Origin of the sequence: Sphingosinicella microcystinivorans (assembly GCF_003634215.1) — a bacterium.
GTDB lineage: Bacteria > Pseudomonadota > Alphaproteobacteria > Sphingomonadales > Sphingomonadaceae > Sphingosinicella > Sphingosinicella microcystinivorans.
Genome location: NZ_RBWX01000008.1, coordinates 593,466 through 608,497, shown reverse-complemented (window position 1 = coordinate 608,497; position 15,032 = coordinate 593,466). Strand labels below are relative to the sequence as shown.

Annotated in this window: 12 protein-coding genes and 1 pseudogene; 6 read left to right on the top strand and 7 right to left on the bottom strand. The window is 66.3% G+C overall.

Going from position 1 to position 15,032, the window contains the following annotated elements; genetic code table 11:
- Positions 1-32: 32 nt before the first annotated feature.
- Positions 33-1,022: an adenosine kinase gene (locus tag DFR51_RS11940; RefSeq protein WP_121051363.1), complete on the bottom strand. Its 990-nt coding sequence runs from the start codon at positions 1,020-1,022 to the stop codon at positions 33-35.
- Between the two features lie 87 nt (positions 1,023-1,109).
- Between DFR51_RS11940 and DFR51_RS19360 the strand changes: the two are divergent.
- Positions 1,110-1,682: pseudogene (locus DFR51_RS19360) on the top strand (EI24 domain-containing protein); the annotation flags it as partial.
- Here DFR51_RS19360 and queG read toward each other — a convergent pair.
- Complete coding sequence (gene queG / locus DFR51_RS11930; RefSeq protein ID WP_243445622.1) at positions 1,662-2,804, bottom strand: tRNA epoxyqueuosine(34) reductase QueG; 1,143 nt, start codon at positions 2,802-2,804, stop codon at positions 1,662-1,664. The pseudogene DFR51_RS19360 and the gene queG overlap by 21 nt on opposite strands.
- A gap of 63 nt (positions 2,805-2,867) precedes the next feature.
- Between queG and DFR51_RS11925 the strand changes: the two genes are divergently transcribed.
- Both DFR51_RS11925 and DFR51_RS11920 read left to right on the top strand, forming a co-directional pair.
- A complete protein-coding gene (locus tag DFR51_RS11925; protein ID WP_420853142.1) occupies positions 2,868-3,806 on the top strand; it encodes an ABC transporter ATP-binding protein in 939 nt (312 codons plus the stop codon).
- Complete coding sequence (locus tag DFR51_RS11920; RefSeq protein ID WP_160119065.1) at positions 3,803-5,170, top strand: ABC transporter permease; 1,368 nt, start codon at positions 3,803-3,805, stop codon at positions 5,168-5,170. The genes DFR51_RS11925 and DFR51_RS11920 overlap by 4 nt, the downstream gene beginning before the upstream one ends.
- A 32-nt stretch (positions 5,171-5,202) precedes the next feature.
- Here the strand turns inward: DFR51_RS11920 and DFR51_RS11915 are convergent, their stop codons facing one another.
- From DFR51_RS11915 to DFR51_RS11895, 5 genes are all read right to left on the bottom strand, one after another.
- Positions 5,203-5,982: an SDR family NAD(P)-dependent oxidoreductase gene (locus DFR51_RS11915; protein ID WP_121051353.1), complete on the bottom strand. Its 780-nt coding sequence runs from the start codon at positions 5,980-5,982 to the stop codon at positions 5,203-5,205.
- A gap of 86 nt (positions 5,983-6,068) precedes the next feature.
- Positions 6,069-6,980, bottom strand: a complete 912-nt coding sequence (locus DFR51_RS11910) for a DMT family transporter (protein ID WP_121051351.1) — start codon at positions 6,978-6,980, stop codon at positions 6,069-6,071.
- A complete protein-coding gene (locus DFR51_RS11905) occupies positions 6,961-8,751 on the bottom strand; it encodes an AMP-dependent synthetase/ligase (protein ID WP_121051349.1) in 1,791 nt (596 codons plus the stop codon). The genes DFR51_RS11910 and DFR51_RS11905 overlap by 20 nt, the downstream gene beginning before the upstream one ends.
- A gap of 24 nt (positions 8,752-8,775) precedes the next feature.
- Entirely contained in the window at positions 8,776-10,503 is a 1,728-nt protein-coding gene (gene ggt, locus DFR51_RS11900; protein ID WP_121051347.1) for a gamma-glutamyltransferase, read from the bottom strand.
- Between the two features lie 65 nt (positions 10,504-10,568).
- The gene (locus tag DFR51_RS11895) at positions 10,569-11,621 is read right to left on the bottom strand and encodes a quinone-dependent dihydroorotate dehydrogenase (protein WP_121051345.1); all 1,053 of its coding nucleotides are present in this window, start codon (positions 11,619-11,621) and stop codon (positions 10,569-10,571) included.
- 597 nt (positions 11,622-12,218) lie between these two features.
- Here DFR51_RS11895 and DFR51_RS11890 point away from each other — a divergent pair.
- The 3 genes from DFR51_RS11890 to sufB all read left to right on the top strand — a co-directional run bounded on the left by DFR51_RS11890 (position 12,219) and on the right by sufB (position 15,030).
- Positions 12,219-13,058: an AraC family transcriptional regulator gene (locus tag DFR51_RS11890; RefSeq protein WP_160119064.1), complete on the top strand. Its 840-nt coding sequence runs from the start codon at positions 12,219-12,221 to the stop codon at positions 13,056-13,058.
- An 83-nt stretch (positions 13,059-13,141) separates the two neighbouring features.
- Positions 13,142-13,564: an SUF system Fe-S cluster assembly regulator gene (locus DFR51_RS11885; RefSeq protein WP_338068319.1), complete on the top strand. Its 423-nt coding sequence runs from the start codon at positions 13,142-13,144 to the stop codon at positions 13,562-13,564.
- Positions 13,564-15,030: a Fe-S cluster assembly protein SufB gene (gene sufB, locus DFR51_RS11880; protein ID WP_121051341.1), complete on the top strand. Its 1,467-nt coding sequence runs from the start codon at positions 13,564-13,566 to the stop codon at positions 15,028-15,030. The genes DFR51_RS11885 and sufB overlap by 1 nt, the downstream gene beginning before the upstream one ends.
- Positions 15,031-15,032: the final 2 nt, after the last annotated feature.

Sequence of the window (15,032 nt, the reverse complement as noted above, 5' to 3'; positions counted from 1 at the left end):
CCCGGTTCCAAAAGAACCGGGCCGAACTGTTTTTAGCCGAGCCGTTTCGCGACGAGCGCCGCGAGATCGGTTTCGGGCCGCGCGCCGATGTGGCTGATCACTTCCGCAGCCGCCACGGCCCCCATCACTGCGCAGTCACCGAGCGCGCGGCCTTCGGAGAAACCGGCCAGGAAGCCGCCCGCGAACAGGTCGCCCGCGCCCGTCGTATCGACAACGCGCGCCGCGGGCTCGGCCGGGACCGTGATGGCCGCATCCTTGGTCAGCACAATTGCGCCCTTTTCGGATCGGGTGATCACGCTCACCTCGCAGGCCCCGCGCTGCGCAGCCACCGCCGCGTCGAAGTCGTCCGTTTCGTAGAGACTCTTCAGTTCGTTTTCGTTGGCGAACAGGATGTCGACATCGCCGTGTGCGAGCCGCAGGAAGTCGGCGCGGTGCCTCTCCACGCAGAACACGTCCGAAAGCGTGAACGACACGCGGCGTCCGTTCGCGTGCGCGACCTCGCAGGCCTTCGCCATCGCCGCGCGCGGCTCGGCGGCATCCCACAGATAGCCTTCCAGGTAGGTGAGCGGGCTCGCCGCGATCAGGTCGTAGTCCACGTCTGCCGCGCTCAGCATCGCGCTCGTGCCAAGGAAGGTGTTCATCGTGCGCTGTGCGTCGGGCGTCACCAGGATCAGGCAGCGACCCGTCGGCGTGTCATCCGCCGCGTAAGGCGTTGTGAAGTCCACGCCCGAAGCGCGGATGTCGTGCGCGAACACCTCGCCGAGCTGGTCGCTGGAAACGCGCCCGATAAAGTTCACGCGCCGACCCAGTGACGCCATGCCGACTGCGGCGTTGGAACCCGATCCGCCCGAAACCTCGCGCCCCGGCCCCATGCTCGCATAAAGGCGTGTCGCCTCGCCGGTGTCGATCAGCCGCATCGATCCCTTGTGGAGGGCATTTTCGGCAAGGAAGGCGTCGTCGGCGGACGCGATCACGTCGACAAGGGCATTGCCGATCACGACGATGTCGTAAGCGCTGGTCATCGGGCTGTTTCACCTGCGAAGAAGGGAGAAAGCCGAGCCCTAGCGGCGCATCTCGCCGCCTGCAACCTTCGGTGCTAGTCTCCGCGCATGCTCGCCGAACTGCCGCGTGTCCTTGCCCAGCTCTCCGACCGGCGCCTTGTCGCCGTGTTCCTGAAATCGGTCGCCCTCACGCTCCTCATCCTTGCGGGCGTCTGGTATGGCCTCGACAGCTGGTTCAGCGGCAGCAGCGCCCCGCCCCTGCCCGCGTGGATGCAGCGCTTCTGGGGTGACGCGGCGGACTGGGCAGCGCTGCCGATCGTCGTCATCGGCGGCTGGTTCCTGTTCCCCGGCATCGCGACCGGCGTCATGGGGCTGTTCCTCGACGAGGTGGTCGATGCCGTGGAAGCTCGCCACTACCCCCACGCGATGGCGCATCGCCGCGTGCCGCTTGCCGAGGCTGGACTGCTAGCGCTCGCGTCCGCGCTGCGCGTCGTGCTGTGGAACCTCGCGCTCGCGCCCCTCTATCTGGTGCTGCTCTTTACGGCGGTCGGTCCGCTCATCCTCTTCACCGCCGTCAACGGCTGGCTGATGGGCCGCGATTTTCTGGAAATGGTCGCCGTTCGCCACATGCCGCGCGCAGAGGCGTCGGCGCTGATCGCGTCAAACCGTGCGCTCCGCCTGCGGCTGGGCTTCACTGCCGCACCCGTGTTCCTCGTCCCCGGGCTTAATCTGTTCGCGCCAATCATCGCCGCTGCGCTCGCCGCGCACGCGTTCCAGATCGTCGGCAAGCGCTGAAAGCCCCCAGCCTGCCGCCTCGCTTACGAGGTCGGATGCATCCTCCCGCAGGCGCTCCAACACCGGCATGGCGTCTGTCGACCCGCTGTTGCCAAGCGCGATGGCAACATTGCGCACGAAGCGGTCGCGCCCCACGCGCTTGATCGGCGATCCGGCGAACACCTGCCGGAAGCCCGCGTCGTCAAGCGCGGCGAGTTCGGCGAGGCGCGGCGTGGTGAGTTCCGTGCGCGGCTGGAACGCCGCTTCCGCCGAAGCCTTCGCGAACCGGTTCCAAGGGCAGACGGCCAGGCAATCGTCACAGCCGTAGATGCGGTTGCCGATCGCGCGGCGAAATTCGTGCGGGATCGGCCCTTTCAGCTCGATGGTGAGGTAGGAGATGCAGCGCCGCGCATCGAGGCTGTAGGGCCCCGTGAACGCCGCCGTCGGACACGCGCGCTGACACGCGTCGCACGATCCGCAGCGGTCGGCGTGCGGCGCATCGGGAGTCAGCTCGAGCGTCGTGTAGATCGCGCCCAGGAACAGCCAGCTGCCATGCTCCCGGCTCACGAGATTGGTGTGCTTGCCCTGCCAGCCGATCCCCGCGGCGGCGGCGAACGGCTTTTCCATCACCGGCGCAGTATCGACGAACACCTTCACCTCGCCCTCGCCTGCCGCTTCGAGCAGCCAGCGCGCGAGCGTCTTCAGCCGCGCCTTGATCGTATCGTGATAGTCCTGCCCCTGCGCGTAGACGGAGATGACACCGATCTCGGGGTGGTCCGCATGTCGCAGCGGATCGAGTGCGGGCGCATAGCTCATTCCGAGCATGATGATCGAGCGCACCTCGCTCCAGAGCGCGCGCGGGCTTTCGCGGCGATCGGCTTTTTCGGCCATCCACAGCATGTCGCCGTGGCAGCCGTTTGCGAGCCACGTCTTCAGCCGCGCGCCTGCGGCGGGGGCGGCGTCGGCGGGCGCGATGCCGATCGCGGAAAACCCCAGCGCTGCCGCTTTCGCGTTCAAGTCTTTCAAGATTTTGTTCGTATCCACCCGCTATTCATAGCATCGTACGCGGCGTGCGTGTGAAGGATCGGGTTGTTGAATTACGCCATCGAAGCTGAAGCCCTGTCAAAACGCTTCGGCGAAAAGCAGGCGGTCGCAGGCGTCGATTTGTCCGTGCCCAAGGGTGCCATCTACGGTTTTCTCGGCCAGAACGGCGCAGGCAAGACGACGACGCTGCGGATGCTGCTCGGGATTCTCGAGCCCGACGGTGGTACGCGCCGCCTGCTCGGCTCCGATCGGCCGCTGTCGGTTGCCGCGCGCGTCGGCTACCTCCCCGAAGAGCGCGGCCTCTATCCGGCGATGACAGCGCGCGAGGCGATCGCCTATGTCGGCGCACTGCGCGGCATGAAGCTTGGCGAGGCCCGCGTGCGGGCGGATGAACTGCTCGCCGCGCACGGCCTCGGCCATGAAGCGAACGCGCGTATCCGCACCTTCTCTAAAGGCATGGCGCAGAAGGTGCAGCTCCTCGCCACCTTCGTGAACCGGCCGGATCTCATCGTGCTCGACGAGCCCTTCTCGGGCCTCGATCCCGTGAACCAGCAGGATCTCGAAAACATGATCCGGGCTGAGCGCGCACGCGGCGCGACCATCCTGTTTTCCACGCACGTGATGGCGCATGCCGAGCGCATGTGCGACGGCCTTGTCATCATCGCGCACGGGCGCACGCGCTTTTCGGGCAGCGTGGACGAGGCACGCGCGCACCTCCCCTCGCGGGTGGTGCTCGTGACCGAACATCCGCTGTCCGAACTCCAGGCGATGTTGCCGCCGGGAAGCACGGTCGACATCGCGCCTGGCCCCGGCAATCGCTATCGCTTCCCGCTGCCGCCCGGCGGGATCGAGCCGCTGCTCGCATGCCTGCTCGAAACGGGAAGTGGAATTCGCGATATGCACATCGAGCGGCCGACGCTTCACGATGCGTTCGTCGCCATCGTAGGCGAGGCGGATGCGCGCGTCGAAACGCGGGAGGCGGCATGATCCGCGCAACGTTCGTCATCGCCCGCCGCGACATCATAGCGACGATCCTGTCGCGCGGTTTCCTTGTCTGGTTGGCGATGCCGGTGATCGGCCTCGCCTTCGCCGTTTTCGCGTCGATCGTCGGCGGCCCGCGCGCACCGGCCACGGCGTCGCAGACGGTCGCGGTGATCGATCCGGCCGGAGATTTCGCGCCGTGGATGCAGGCCGTCGCGGCGCGCGAGCGAACGCGGAACGCTTACGAGCGTCTGCGCACCAGCAACAAGGATACGGGCGCGTTCGCAAGACCCGCTGCGCTGCTCACCGATGCCGAACTCGATGCGCTGGCGAAGCGCGAGGATATCGGGGCGATCGCCGCACTCGGTGCACAGTCCTTCACGGCGGTCAGCGCGGAGGCGGATCCGAAGGCGCAGGCACACCGGCTGCTGCTCGCGCGCAACAGCCGCTTCGGTGCCGCGCTTGTCGTCATGCCTGATGCGCTTCTGCTTTTCACCGGCGACAAGGCCCCCGCTGCCGAACGGATCCGAACCCTCGCGGGCCTGGCGTGGACCAAGCGCGCGCTCGCGGCAGAAGGCCTTGCCGCCCGTGTCGAAGCGGTCCGCGCCGCCCAGCCTGATGTTTCCGTCACCGTCCTTGATGAAGGCGCGGCGCCCGCCGGGCGCAAGGGCGCGCCGATCCTCGCCACGGGAGCGGCCACCGTGCTCTTCGCGCTCATTTCCCTGCTCGCGGGCGCGCTTCTCTCCAACATGGTCGAAGAAAAGTCGAACAAGATCATAGAGGTGTTGGTCGCCGCCGTGCCGGTGCCGGCGATCTACGCGGGCAAGCTCATCGCCATGCTCGCGGTGTCGCTGATCGGCGTCGCCGTCTGGGGGCTGCTGTTCGGCGGCGGCTTTATGCTTGCGGCCGCGCAGCTTCCCGCCGGGCTCCTTCCCACGCCGCCGCGCGGCTGGCTGGAGCTGCTCGCGCTCGGCCTCGCCTATTTCACCTGCGCGTACCTGATCTACGGCGCGATCTATCTCGGCGTCGGCAGTCTTTGTTCCACGATTCGCGAGGTGCAGACGCTGTCGATGCCGGTCACCATCCTCCAGATGGTGATCCTGATCTCCACGCTGGGCGCGCTCGCGAACCCCGGCGGCTTCTGGTACGAAATTGTCTCGTGGTTCCCGCTGTCAGCGGCCTACATGATGCTCGGACGCGCCGCAGCGGGCACGGAGCTTGGTGTTCATCTCGCATCGATCGCCTGGCAGCTCGCCTTCGCGGCGCTGGTGATCGCCTTTGCCGCGCGGCTGTTCCGCTACGGCGTGCTGCGCTCAGGCCCGCCGCCCAGCTTGCGCCAGCTGGCGGGCCTGAAACCGAAAGCGGTTTAACGGATCGGTATTCTGATCCGGTGCGGGTCGAATCAGCGCGGCGCCATGCGGATGCCGCCATCGAGGCGCACATCCTCGCCGTTGAAATAGCCGATGGTGATCATTGCGATCGCGAGCTTCGCATATTCTTCCGGCTCGCCGAGGCGCTTGGGGAAGGGCACGGAGGCGGCGAGCGAGGCCTTCACATTGTCGGGCGCGGCCTGCAGCAGCGGCGTGTTGAAGATGCCGGGCAGGATCGTGTTGACGCGGATGCCCTCGTTCATCAGGTCGCGCGCAATGGGGAGCGTCATGCCGACGACACCGCCCTTGGAAGCGGAGTAGGCCGCCTGGCCGATCTGGCCGTCTTCAGCGGCGACAGACGCGGTGTTGACGATCGCGCCGCGCTCGCCGTGCTCCAGCGGCTCCAACGTCAGCATCCCTGCCGCAGACTTCGCGATGCAGCGGAACGTACCGATCAGGTTGATCTGGATGACCTTTTCGAAGGCGCCAAGCGGGTAGTGCTTGATCTCGCCGGTCGCCTTGTCGCGGCTGGCCGTCTTCACGGCGCTGCCGACACCGGCGCAGTTCACGAGAATGCGTTCCTGTCCGTGCGCGGCGCGGGCCTTCGCGAAGCCCGCGTCGACCGAATCGTCGCTCGTCACGTCGACGTTGCAGAAGATGCCGCCGATCTCGGCGGCCAGCGCCTCGCCCTTCTCGGCGTTCATGTCGAAGATGGCGACCTTCGCGCCTTCGCTCGCGAGCGCACGTGCCGTGGCGGCGCCAAGGCCGGAGGCTGCGCCCGTCACAACAGCTGCGGTTCCTGCAAGCTTCATTCCTGATCTCCCGTGTTCAAAAACTGTCTGTCGCGCGTCTTACTAATCGAAGCAGCGGCGGGAGCAACCTCTTCACATGCCAAGGGTCAGTTCAGCGGCGGGGTACTCGCCGGGCCTTTCCGGGCGAGCACGGCCTCGCGGTAAGCAAGGTAGATCGCGCTGCCCAGGATCAGCGCGCCGCCGAGCAGCGTGATGCCGTCCACGGTTTCGCCGAACAGAAACGTGCCGATGGCGACGGTGATGCCGAATCGCACGAAATCATAGGGCATCACGGCGGTTGCTTCGGCGATGGAGAAGGCGCGCGCCGTGGCGATCTGCGCCGTGAACGTGCTTGCGCCGATGCCCAGAATGTAGAGCCAGGCGTATCCCGAAGGCGTCGTCCAGAACGCGAGTGCGATCAGGAAGGTCGGCAGCACCGGCAGCGCGAAACTCCAGAACACCACGACCATCGGGCGCGCGATGCCCACCAGCTTCTTGACGGCGATGATCGAGAAGGCCGTTGCGCCCGCCGCGACCACGGCGGAGAGGATACCGGGCGTAAGCGGCTCCGCGCCGGGGCGGAGCACCACGAGGACGCCGGCGAAGCCCGCCAGCAGTGCGCCGATCCGGCGGGCGCGCAGCTTCTCGCCCAGGAACAGAGCCGCCCCGGCCGTGGCGAAGATCGGCGCCGCGAAAGCAATCGCCTGCACGGTCGCCATGGGCGCGTTCACCACGGCGTAGAAGGTCGTGAACATGCCGATCACGCCGCTCGTCGAGCGCACCGCGTGGCTCTTCCACTGCGTGGGAGATGCGATCGACGGGTCGCGCAGCACCAGCGGCACGATCAACAATAGCCCGGCGGCGTTCCGCCAGAAGACGAGTGCGAACGGATGGATCGTCTCGCTCGCCAGACGAATGAAGACCCACGCCGCCGAAAAGCCGACGGCCGCGACGAGAATCCACGCCGCTCCGGCGAGCGGCCGGTTTGCGGAGGCGATGTTACTTGTAGAGGGCGTCAAGTCGCTCCCCGTAGACCTGCTTCAGAACGTGCCGGCGGATCTTCATCGAGGGCGTCATTTGTTCGTTCTCTACAGTGAAGGCTTCGTCGGCGATGATGACGCGCCGCACCTTCTCAACCACCGAAATCTGTGCGTTCACGCGGTCCACGGCCGCGGCGATCGCTCGGTGGAATTCGGGAATGCCCTTCAGCATGGCGAGCTCGCCGGAATGTCCGTTCGCCTTCGCCCATTCGCCTGCCCACTCGGGGTCCGGGACAACAAGCCCCACCAGATGCGGCCGCTTGTCGCCATAAACCATCGCCTGCAGGATTTCGGGCTGCAGCGTCAGCATCCCTTCCACACGCTGCGGCGCGACATTGTCGCCCTTGTCGTTGACAATAATGTCCTTCTTGCGGTCGGTGATGACGATATGGCCGTCCGCATCGATGTGGCCGATGTCGCCGGTGTGCAGCCAGCCGTCCTTCAGCACACGCGCGGTTTCCGCCGGGTTCTGCCAGTATCCGTGCATCACCAGTTCGCCGCGCACCAGAATCTCGCCATCCTCCGCGATGCGGACCTCCACGCCTTTCAGCGCCGGTCCGACGCTGTGCATCTTCAGCTTCCGGCTCGGGCGGTTGCAGGAAATCACCGGCGCAGCCTCGGTCTGGCCGTAGCCCTGCAGCAGCGTGACGCCGAGCGATGCGAAGAAGATGCCCACCTCGGGATTGAGCGGCGCGCCGCCTGCGACCATCGCTTTCAGCCGCCCGCCGAGGCGAGCCTGCACCTTCTTGCGGATCGTGCGGTCGAGCAGCAGGTCGAGTGGTTTGTCGCTGAGCGGCAGCCGCCCCTTCTCATAGCGCTTGCGACCGAGCCTGAGCGCCTGCTCCAGCATCCATGCTGCCGCGCCGCCCTGTTTCTCGATCGCCTTCGACATGCGCTGGCGCAGCACTTCGAACAGGCGCGGCACGACCACCATGATGGTGGGCCGCGTTTCCTCGATGTTGGCGGCGAGCTTTTCGAGGCCTTCGGAATAATAGATCTCGCCGCCAAGCGCGATGGGCAGGAACTGCCCGCCGGTGTGCTCGTAGGCGTGGCTCAAGGGCAGGAAAGACAGGAACGTCTCGGTGCCCTTGGGGAAATCGTTCCACAGCACGTCCTCGCAGCCCGCAAGGTTACAGAGAATGGCGCCGTGGTGCTGGCAGACGCCGCGCGGCGCGCCGCCGGTGCCGCTCGTGTAGATGATGCACGCCATGTCGCCGCGCTGCATGGTCGCGCCCGCGCGCACGGCGGCAACGTCACCCGTGTGCGCCGCCATCAGCTCCGCCCAGTCGATCAGCTCCGCGCCGCTTGCCTGCCCGATGCGCAGCTTCTCCATGCCGATCACCTGTTTGCACAAGGTAGATCGGTAGATGGCGGGCAGCAGAACCTTGGCCAGCTTCGCGTTGGAAACGATCGCCGCCTTCGCCCCGCTGTTCTCTAGGATGTGAAGGTGGTCACGCTCTGTATTGGTCGTATAGGTCGGCACAGTGATCGCGCCCGCCGCCATGATCGCAAGATCGGCGATGCACCACTCGGGCCGGTTCTCGCTCACCAGCACCACGCGGTCGCCCTTGCCGATGCCGAGCGCGCCGAGCGCCGTCGCCAGCGTCGCCACCTGCTGCGCAGCCTCGGCCCAGGTCGTCGTCCGCCAGGCGCCATCGACCTTGGCGTGCAGCATCGGGCGTTTGCCGCGCCGGCTCGCCTGATCGAAGAACATTTCGACGAGGTTGGGCCACGTCTCAGCGGTTTGCATCGGTTCGTCTCCTCCCCGGATCGGCTAGAGCCCGGCGACAGCGCCCTCACTGCGCGGGTCGGCCCCGCCGATCCATCCCCTTGCTTTTCGTTCAATGCCGTTCGCCTTCAGCGGCAGTGTCGCGGCGGTCGGCGTGTGCCCCTTCGCGGTAAGCGCCGCGGTCATGTCTTCAAGGCGCGATCCGGCCTCGATCGCAACGCGGTCTCCGGGAGCGTAGATCTGCGGCAGCGCGATCGCATCCCCGACGTCCATTTCCCAGTCGAGTACGCCGACGAGCGCCTTCGCAACCTGCGCGATGATCGTCGACCCGCCCGCCGCGCCGATCGCGAGCACGGGCTTGCCAGACGCGTCGTAAACGATTGTCGGCGACATCGAGCTGCGCGGACGTTTGCCGGGCTGCACGCGGTTCGGCGCCGGCTTGCCATCCACCTGGGGCAGCATCGAAAAGTCGGTGAGTTCGTTATTGAGGAAGAAGCCATTGACGGTAAGTCCGCTTCCCCACACGCCCTCGATGGTCGAGGTGTAGCTCGCGACATCGCCCTGCCGGTCGGCAGCCGAGAAGTGAGACGTCGAGGGCACTTCCCCGTCGGGGACACGCGCCACGGCACCGGCGCCCGGCGGGGTTCCCGCCTCTACTTTCGCTGCGGCCTTCGCCGGGTCGATGAGCGCGCTGCGCCCTGAAAGATAGGTTGGGTCGATGAGGCCGGCAGTCGGTACGGAGACGAAATCCGGGTCGCCGAGATACGCCTCCCGGTCCGCGTAGGCGAGCCTCATGCTCTCGGCGATCAGGTGCCAGCTTTCCGGGCTGGCGGGGCCAAGTGCCTTCAGGTCGAAGCGTTCGAGCTGCTTCAGGATGGCGAGCACGGTTGTGCCGCCCGAGGACGGCGGGGCCATGCCGCAGACACGCCACGTGCGATAGGTGCCGCACACGGGATCGCGCCAGACGGCCTTGTAGCTTGCCACGTCACCCACCGTCATCGCCTGCGGATTCTTCGGGGCGCTCGCCACGGTATTGACCAGCCGCGCCGCCTCGGCTCCGCGATAGAAGGCGTCGGGGCCTTCCTCGGCGAGCTTTTCGAGGAATCGGGCGAGCATGGGATTGCGGATCGTCTCGCCGGGAAGGCGCGGCGTATCGTCGGCATGGAAGAAGGTCGCCTTCGCCCATTCGGTCATGCCTGCCTGTTGCGGGCGTGCCGCCAGCATATCGTGCAGCCGCGGGCTCATCTCGAAGCCGTCCCGTGCCAGACGGATCGCCGGTTCGAACAGCTTCGCCCACGGCAGGCGGCCGAAGCGCGCGTGGGCCATCGCCATCAGCCGGATGTTGCCGGGCACGCCGACGCTCTTGCCGCCGGGCACGGCCTCGCGGAACGACATGGGCGTACCGTCGGACTTCAGGAACATGGTGGGGGTTGCCGCCTTGGGCGCCGTCTCGCGCCCGTCGATCGTGTAGAGCTTGCCGCTTTCGGCGTCATGATAGAGCAGGAAGCCGCCACCGCCGATGCCGGATGACTGCGGCTCCACCACGGTCAGCGCCAGCATCGTGGCGAGCGCGGCGTCCGCCGCACTGCCGCCCGCGGCCAGCATGTCCTTGCCCGCGTCCGCTGCGAGCGGGTGCGCTGCAGAAACGAGGCTGCTGTAAACAGGTGTGTCTTCAAACGCCGGCGGCGGCAGGGCGGCGGATGGCGCGGGCGTCTGTGTGGCACAGGCGGCGAGGCCGAGGAAAAGCGCGCTTGTCGCGGCGCGGGCGGTCATAGTTTTCAACACCCTGACGTCATAGGACGCTGGGGCGCGTGGGGGCAAGGCGTCAGCCGTGCCTTTTAGGCGTCGGCGCCCACGGCCTGCGAAACGCGTTCGAAGCCGTCTGCCCGAAGGTGCGCGGCGAGCCCCGTCTTGATCGCCCCGACGAGGCTGGGACCCTGATAGACGAGCGCGGTGTAGAGCTGCACAAGGCTCGCGCCCGCCCGAATCTTTGCATAGGCGTCGTCGGCGCTCGCGATGCCGCCGACACCGATCAGCGGCACGGCGCCCACGGTCGCCTGCCGGAACGCGCGCAGCACCTCCGTCGAGCGCACCATCAGCGGGCGGCCCGAAAGTCCTCCGGTTTCGGAGACGTGCTGGCTTTTCAACGTGTCCGGCCGCTCGATTGTGGTGTTCGAAACGATCAGGCCGTCCACACCTGCCGACACGACCGCGACCGCGATGTCGCCAATGTCGGCATCGGTGACATCGGGGGCGACCTTCAGGAAGATCGGTGTCTTGCGGTGGCCGCGCGCATCCATCACGCGGCCCAGCAGTTCGGCAAGCTCGTCCTTCGATTGCAGCGTGCGCAGCCCCGGCGTGTTGGGCGAACTGATATTGACCGTGATGTAGTCGACGAACGGCGCGGCGTGCTCCACCGAAAGCGCATAATCGGCAATGCGGTCGCGTGAGTCCTTGTTTGCGCCGACGTTGAGCCCGGTCACACCGCGGGGTCCCCGATGCCAGGCGCGCTCCTTGAATTTGTCGAGCGCCTGTTCAAGGCCGTTGTTGTTGAAGCCAAGCCGGTTGATCACGGCCTGATCTTCCATCAGGCGAAACATGCGCGGTTTCGGGTTGCCCGGCTGCGGCAGCGGCGTCACCGTTCCCGCCTCCACAAAACCGAAGCCGAGCCGCAGCAGCGGGTTCAGCACTTCGGCGTTCTTGTCGAAGCCTGCGGCGATGCCCACGGGGTTTGCAAAGCGCAGCCCCGCCACGGTTGTCCGCAGGCTGGGCGGGTCTTCAGCAATCCGCGATGGCGGCATCGCGCCCAGCAACCGTAACGTCAGGCGGTGCGCGCGTTCGGCATCAAGCTTGAAGAGGACGGGGCGAACCAGCCCGTAAGGGATCTGCATATGCTGCAAGCCTTAGCGCAGCGACGGCCCGATGGTCAAAAGGAAGCGCGCACGTCACGGCGCAAAAGCGCGACTCGGTGTATGCCGTAACCCCCGGCCATTGCGGCGCTTCACTTTGCGAAGGCGAAAGGGCGTAAACCTCTGGATCAAAACATGAAGCCGGTCGGATGTCGGATTCGTACAATCCACGGTCTGGGCTGCCCGCTAGGGTCCGCCTCGCGACTCAGGGGACGTCCTTTCTTCCGGTAACCAGCAGGCCGGAATGAACACGACCCTCACTTTCTGGCCCGGGCGTTTCAATGCGTCCGGGCCTTCTTTTTCGCGCTGACGACGTTTTTGCGAATCGCTCACAGCATTTTGACGCGGCTTTGACGGGACCTGCCTAAACGCAGTCCTGCGACCCAAGGGTTCGTCTCCTATGCCCCCTCCGGGCATCCACGACCCCGACTGACCGGGGGGTCCGCTCCAACCCGGACCCCCCGTTTTTTTGTCGGTTGCGAACAGCGACTCGCCGGGCGGCGCAAGCTTTGGTATCTGTGCCGGAACTTTCGGCTCAGGCAGGGTGCACGAAAGGTCGGTCGCAGTCTGATGTTCTCGATGCGCTACTACTCGCCATCGCCGCCGCTTCGGCGGCTGCTTTCGAGCTATTATGTCGTCGAGATCGGCCCGGGGCGCATCACCGATGTGATGCGTGCGGAGCTTCCCAATGTCCGCTTTCTGATTCGCGGCGATTCCAGTCTCACCTGGCCAGATGGCAGCGTGCGGCGTGGCCTCGGCGCCAGCCTGTTCGGCCCGCGCTGCCTGCCGCTCGGCATGGTGATCGAAGGCCCGGCACTGGTGTTCGGCGCCGGGATCATGTCCGATGGCTGGATGCGTTTTTTCGGCGTTGATTCCGATGAGATGGCCGACACGATGCTGCCGCTGGAGGATGTTGCCGGAAGCGCGGCGCGTTCAGCGCTGTGCCGCATGCAGAACGGCGCATCCGATCATCATCTCGTTGCGGCGGCGGACGCCTTTTTCCTTTCCATGGCACGTCGACAGGCCGCGCGGCAGGATCTCGGTTTCGGAATGCTCGTGGAAGATTGGCTGGTGCGCGGCAGCCCCGGCGGTGTCGATGCGCTGATCGGCGTGGCGGACCGCTCGGCGCGGCAGGTGGAACGCCTGTGCCGCCGCACCTACGGCGCGCCGCCCAAGCTGCTGATGCGCAAATATCGCGCCCTGCGTGCGGCGGTGCAGATCAGTGTCGATCCCGATGCGCGCTGGTTCGATATCGCGGGGGAGGATTTCTACGACCAGTCGCATTTCATCCGCGAGTTCCGCACGTTCGTGGGGATGACGCCCACGCAGTTCGCTGCAAACGGCGCTGCGGTCATGAGTCACAGCATCCGCCTGCGCCGACAGCTTCCGACGCTTCCCAGGCTCTCGCTCGTCAGCTAGAGGCGTGCCCGCCGCTTGACTCTGGCGTCCGGTTCCCCACATAAGCCGGACCGAATTTGTCTGATTTAGCGCCGGGAACCCATGTGATCCGCCTCACGAACCTTGCTGACTATGCTGTCGTCGTGATGACGGCTGCGGCGCGCGCGCCCTCGCGCCGCTTTTCGGCGGCCGAACTCGCCGCTGAAACCGGCGTCCCGGCGCCGACGGCGGCCAAGCTCACCGGCATCCTCGCCCGCGCCGGCCTCCTCGAATCGGCGCGCGGCGTCACGGGCGGCGTCCAGCTCGGCCGCGACGCGGCGTCGATCAGCATCGCCGACATCGTCGAGGCCGTGGACGGCCCCATCGCCATCGCCCAGTGCCTGCACGGCGACACGGATTGCGGGCTGGAGGCGAACTGCGCGGTGCGCCCGCACTGGCCGCTCATCAACACGCGCGTCCGTGATGCGCTCGCCGACGTCACCCTAGCCGCGATCCTCGCCGCCGAGCCCGTGAGGGAGCTTGCCTGATGGCCGCGAACGAACAAGCACTGGCGATGGCCAAGGAGCAGTCCAAGTACAAGTGGGGCTTCTCGTCCGACATCGAATCCGATTTCGCGCCAAAGGGTTTGAGTGAAGACACTGTCCGTTTCATTTCGGCCAAGAAGTGCGAACCGGAATGGATGCTCGAATGGCGGCTGAAGGCGTTCCGTCTGTGGCAGGGCATGGAAAGCCCCGATTGGGCGAAGCTCTCTATCCCGCCGATCGACTATCAGGACGCCTATTATTACGCCGCGCCGCGCAAGAAGCCGACGCTGAAGTCGCTCGATGAACTCGACCCCGAGATTTTGCGCACTTACGAAAAGCTCGGCATCCCGATCGAGGAGCAGAAGGTGCTCGCGGGCGTCGAAGGCGCGCGCAAGGTCGCGGTCGATGCGGTGTTCGACAGCGTCTCCGTCGCCACCACGTTCCGCGAGGAACTGAAGCGCGCCGGCGTCATCTTCCTGTCGATCAGCGAGGCGATCCGCGAATATCCGGACCTCGTGAAGAAATACCTCGGCGCGGTCGTTCCCGTGCGAGACAACTTCTTCGCCTGCCTCAACAGCGCAGTCTTCTCGGACGGCACCTTTGTCTATGTGCCGGAGGGCGTCCGCTGCCCGATGGAGCTTAGCACCTATTTCCGTATCAACGCGGAGAACACGGGCCAGTTCGAGCGCACGCTGATCATCGCCGACAAGGGCAGCTACGTCTCCTATCTCGAAGGCTGCACCGCGCCCCAGCGCGACGAGAATCAGCTTCACGCCGCCGTCGTCGAACTCGTCGCGCTCGAGGACGCGGAGATCAAATATTCCACGGTCCAGAACTGGTATCCGGGCGACGAGAACGGCAAGGGCGGCATCTACAACTTCGTCACGAAGCGCGCGCACTGCCGGGGCGACCGCTCCAAGGTGTCGTGGACGCAGGTGGAAACCGGCTCGGCGATCACGTGGAAATATCCGTCCTGCGTGCTCTCGGGGAAGGACAGCGTCGGCGAGTTCTATTCGGTCGCGCTCACCAACAACAGGCAGCAGGCCGATACCGGCACGAAGATGATCCATTTGGGCGCGGGCTCGCGCTCCACGATCATCTCGAAGGGCATCTCGGCGGGCCGCTCGAACAACACTTACCGCGGCCTCGTCCGCGTCGGCCCCTCGGCCGAAGGCGTGCGCAACTTCACCCAGTGCGACAGCCTGCTGCTCGGTTCCGAATGCGGCGCGCACACCGTGCCGTACATCGAGGTGAAGAACCCCAGCGCGCAGATCGAGCATGAGGCGACGACGAGCAAGATCAGCGACGATCAGCTCTTCTACGCCCAGTCGCGCGGGCTCGACCGGGAAGCGGCGGTGGCGCTCATCGTCAATGGTTTCGCGAAGGAGGTGCTCCAGCAGCTCCCGATGGAATTCGCCGTGGAAGCGCAGAAGCTCCTCGGCATCAGTCTGGAAGGAAGCGTCGGCTGATG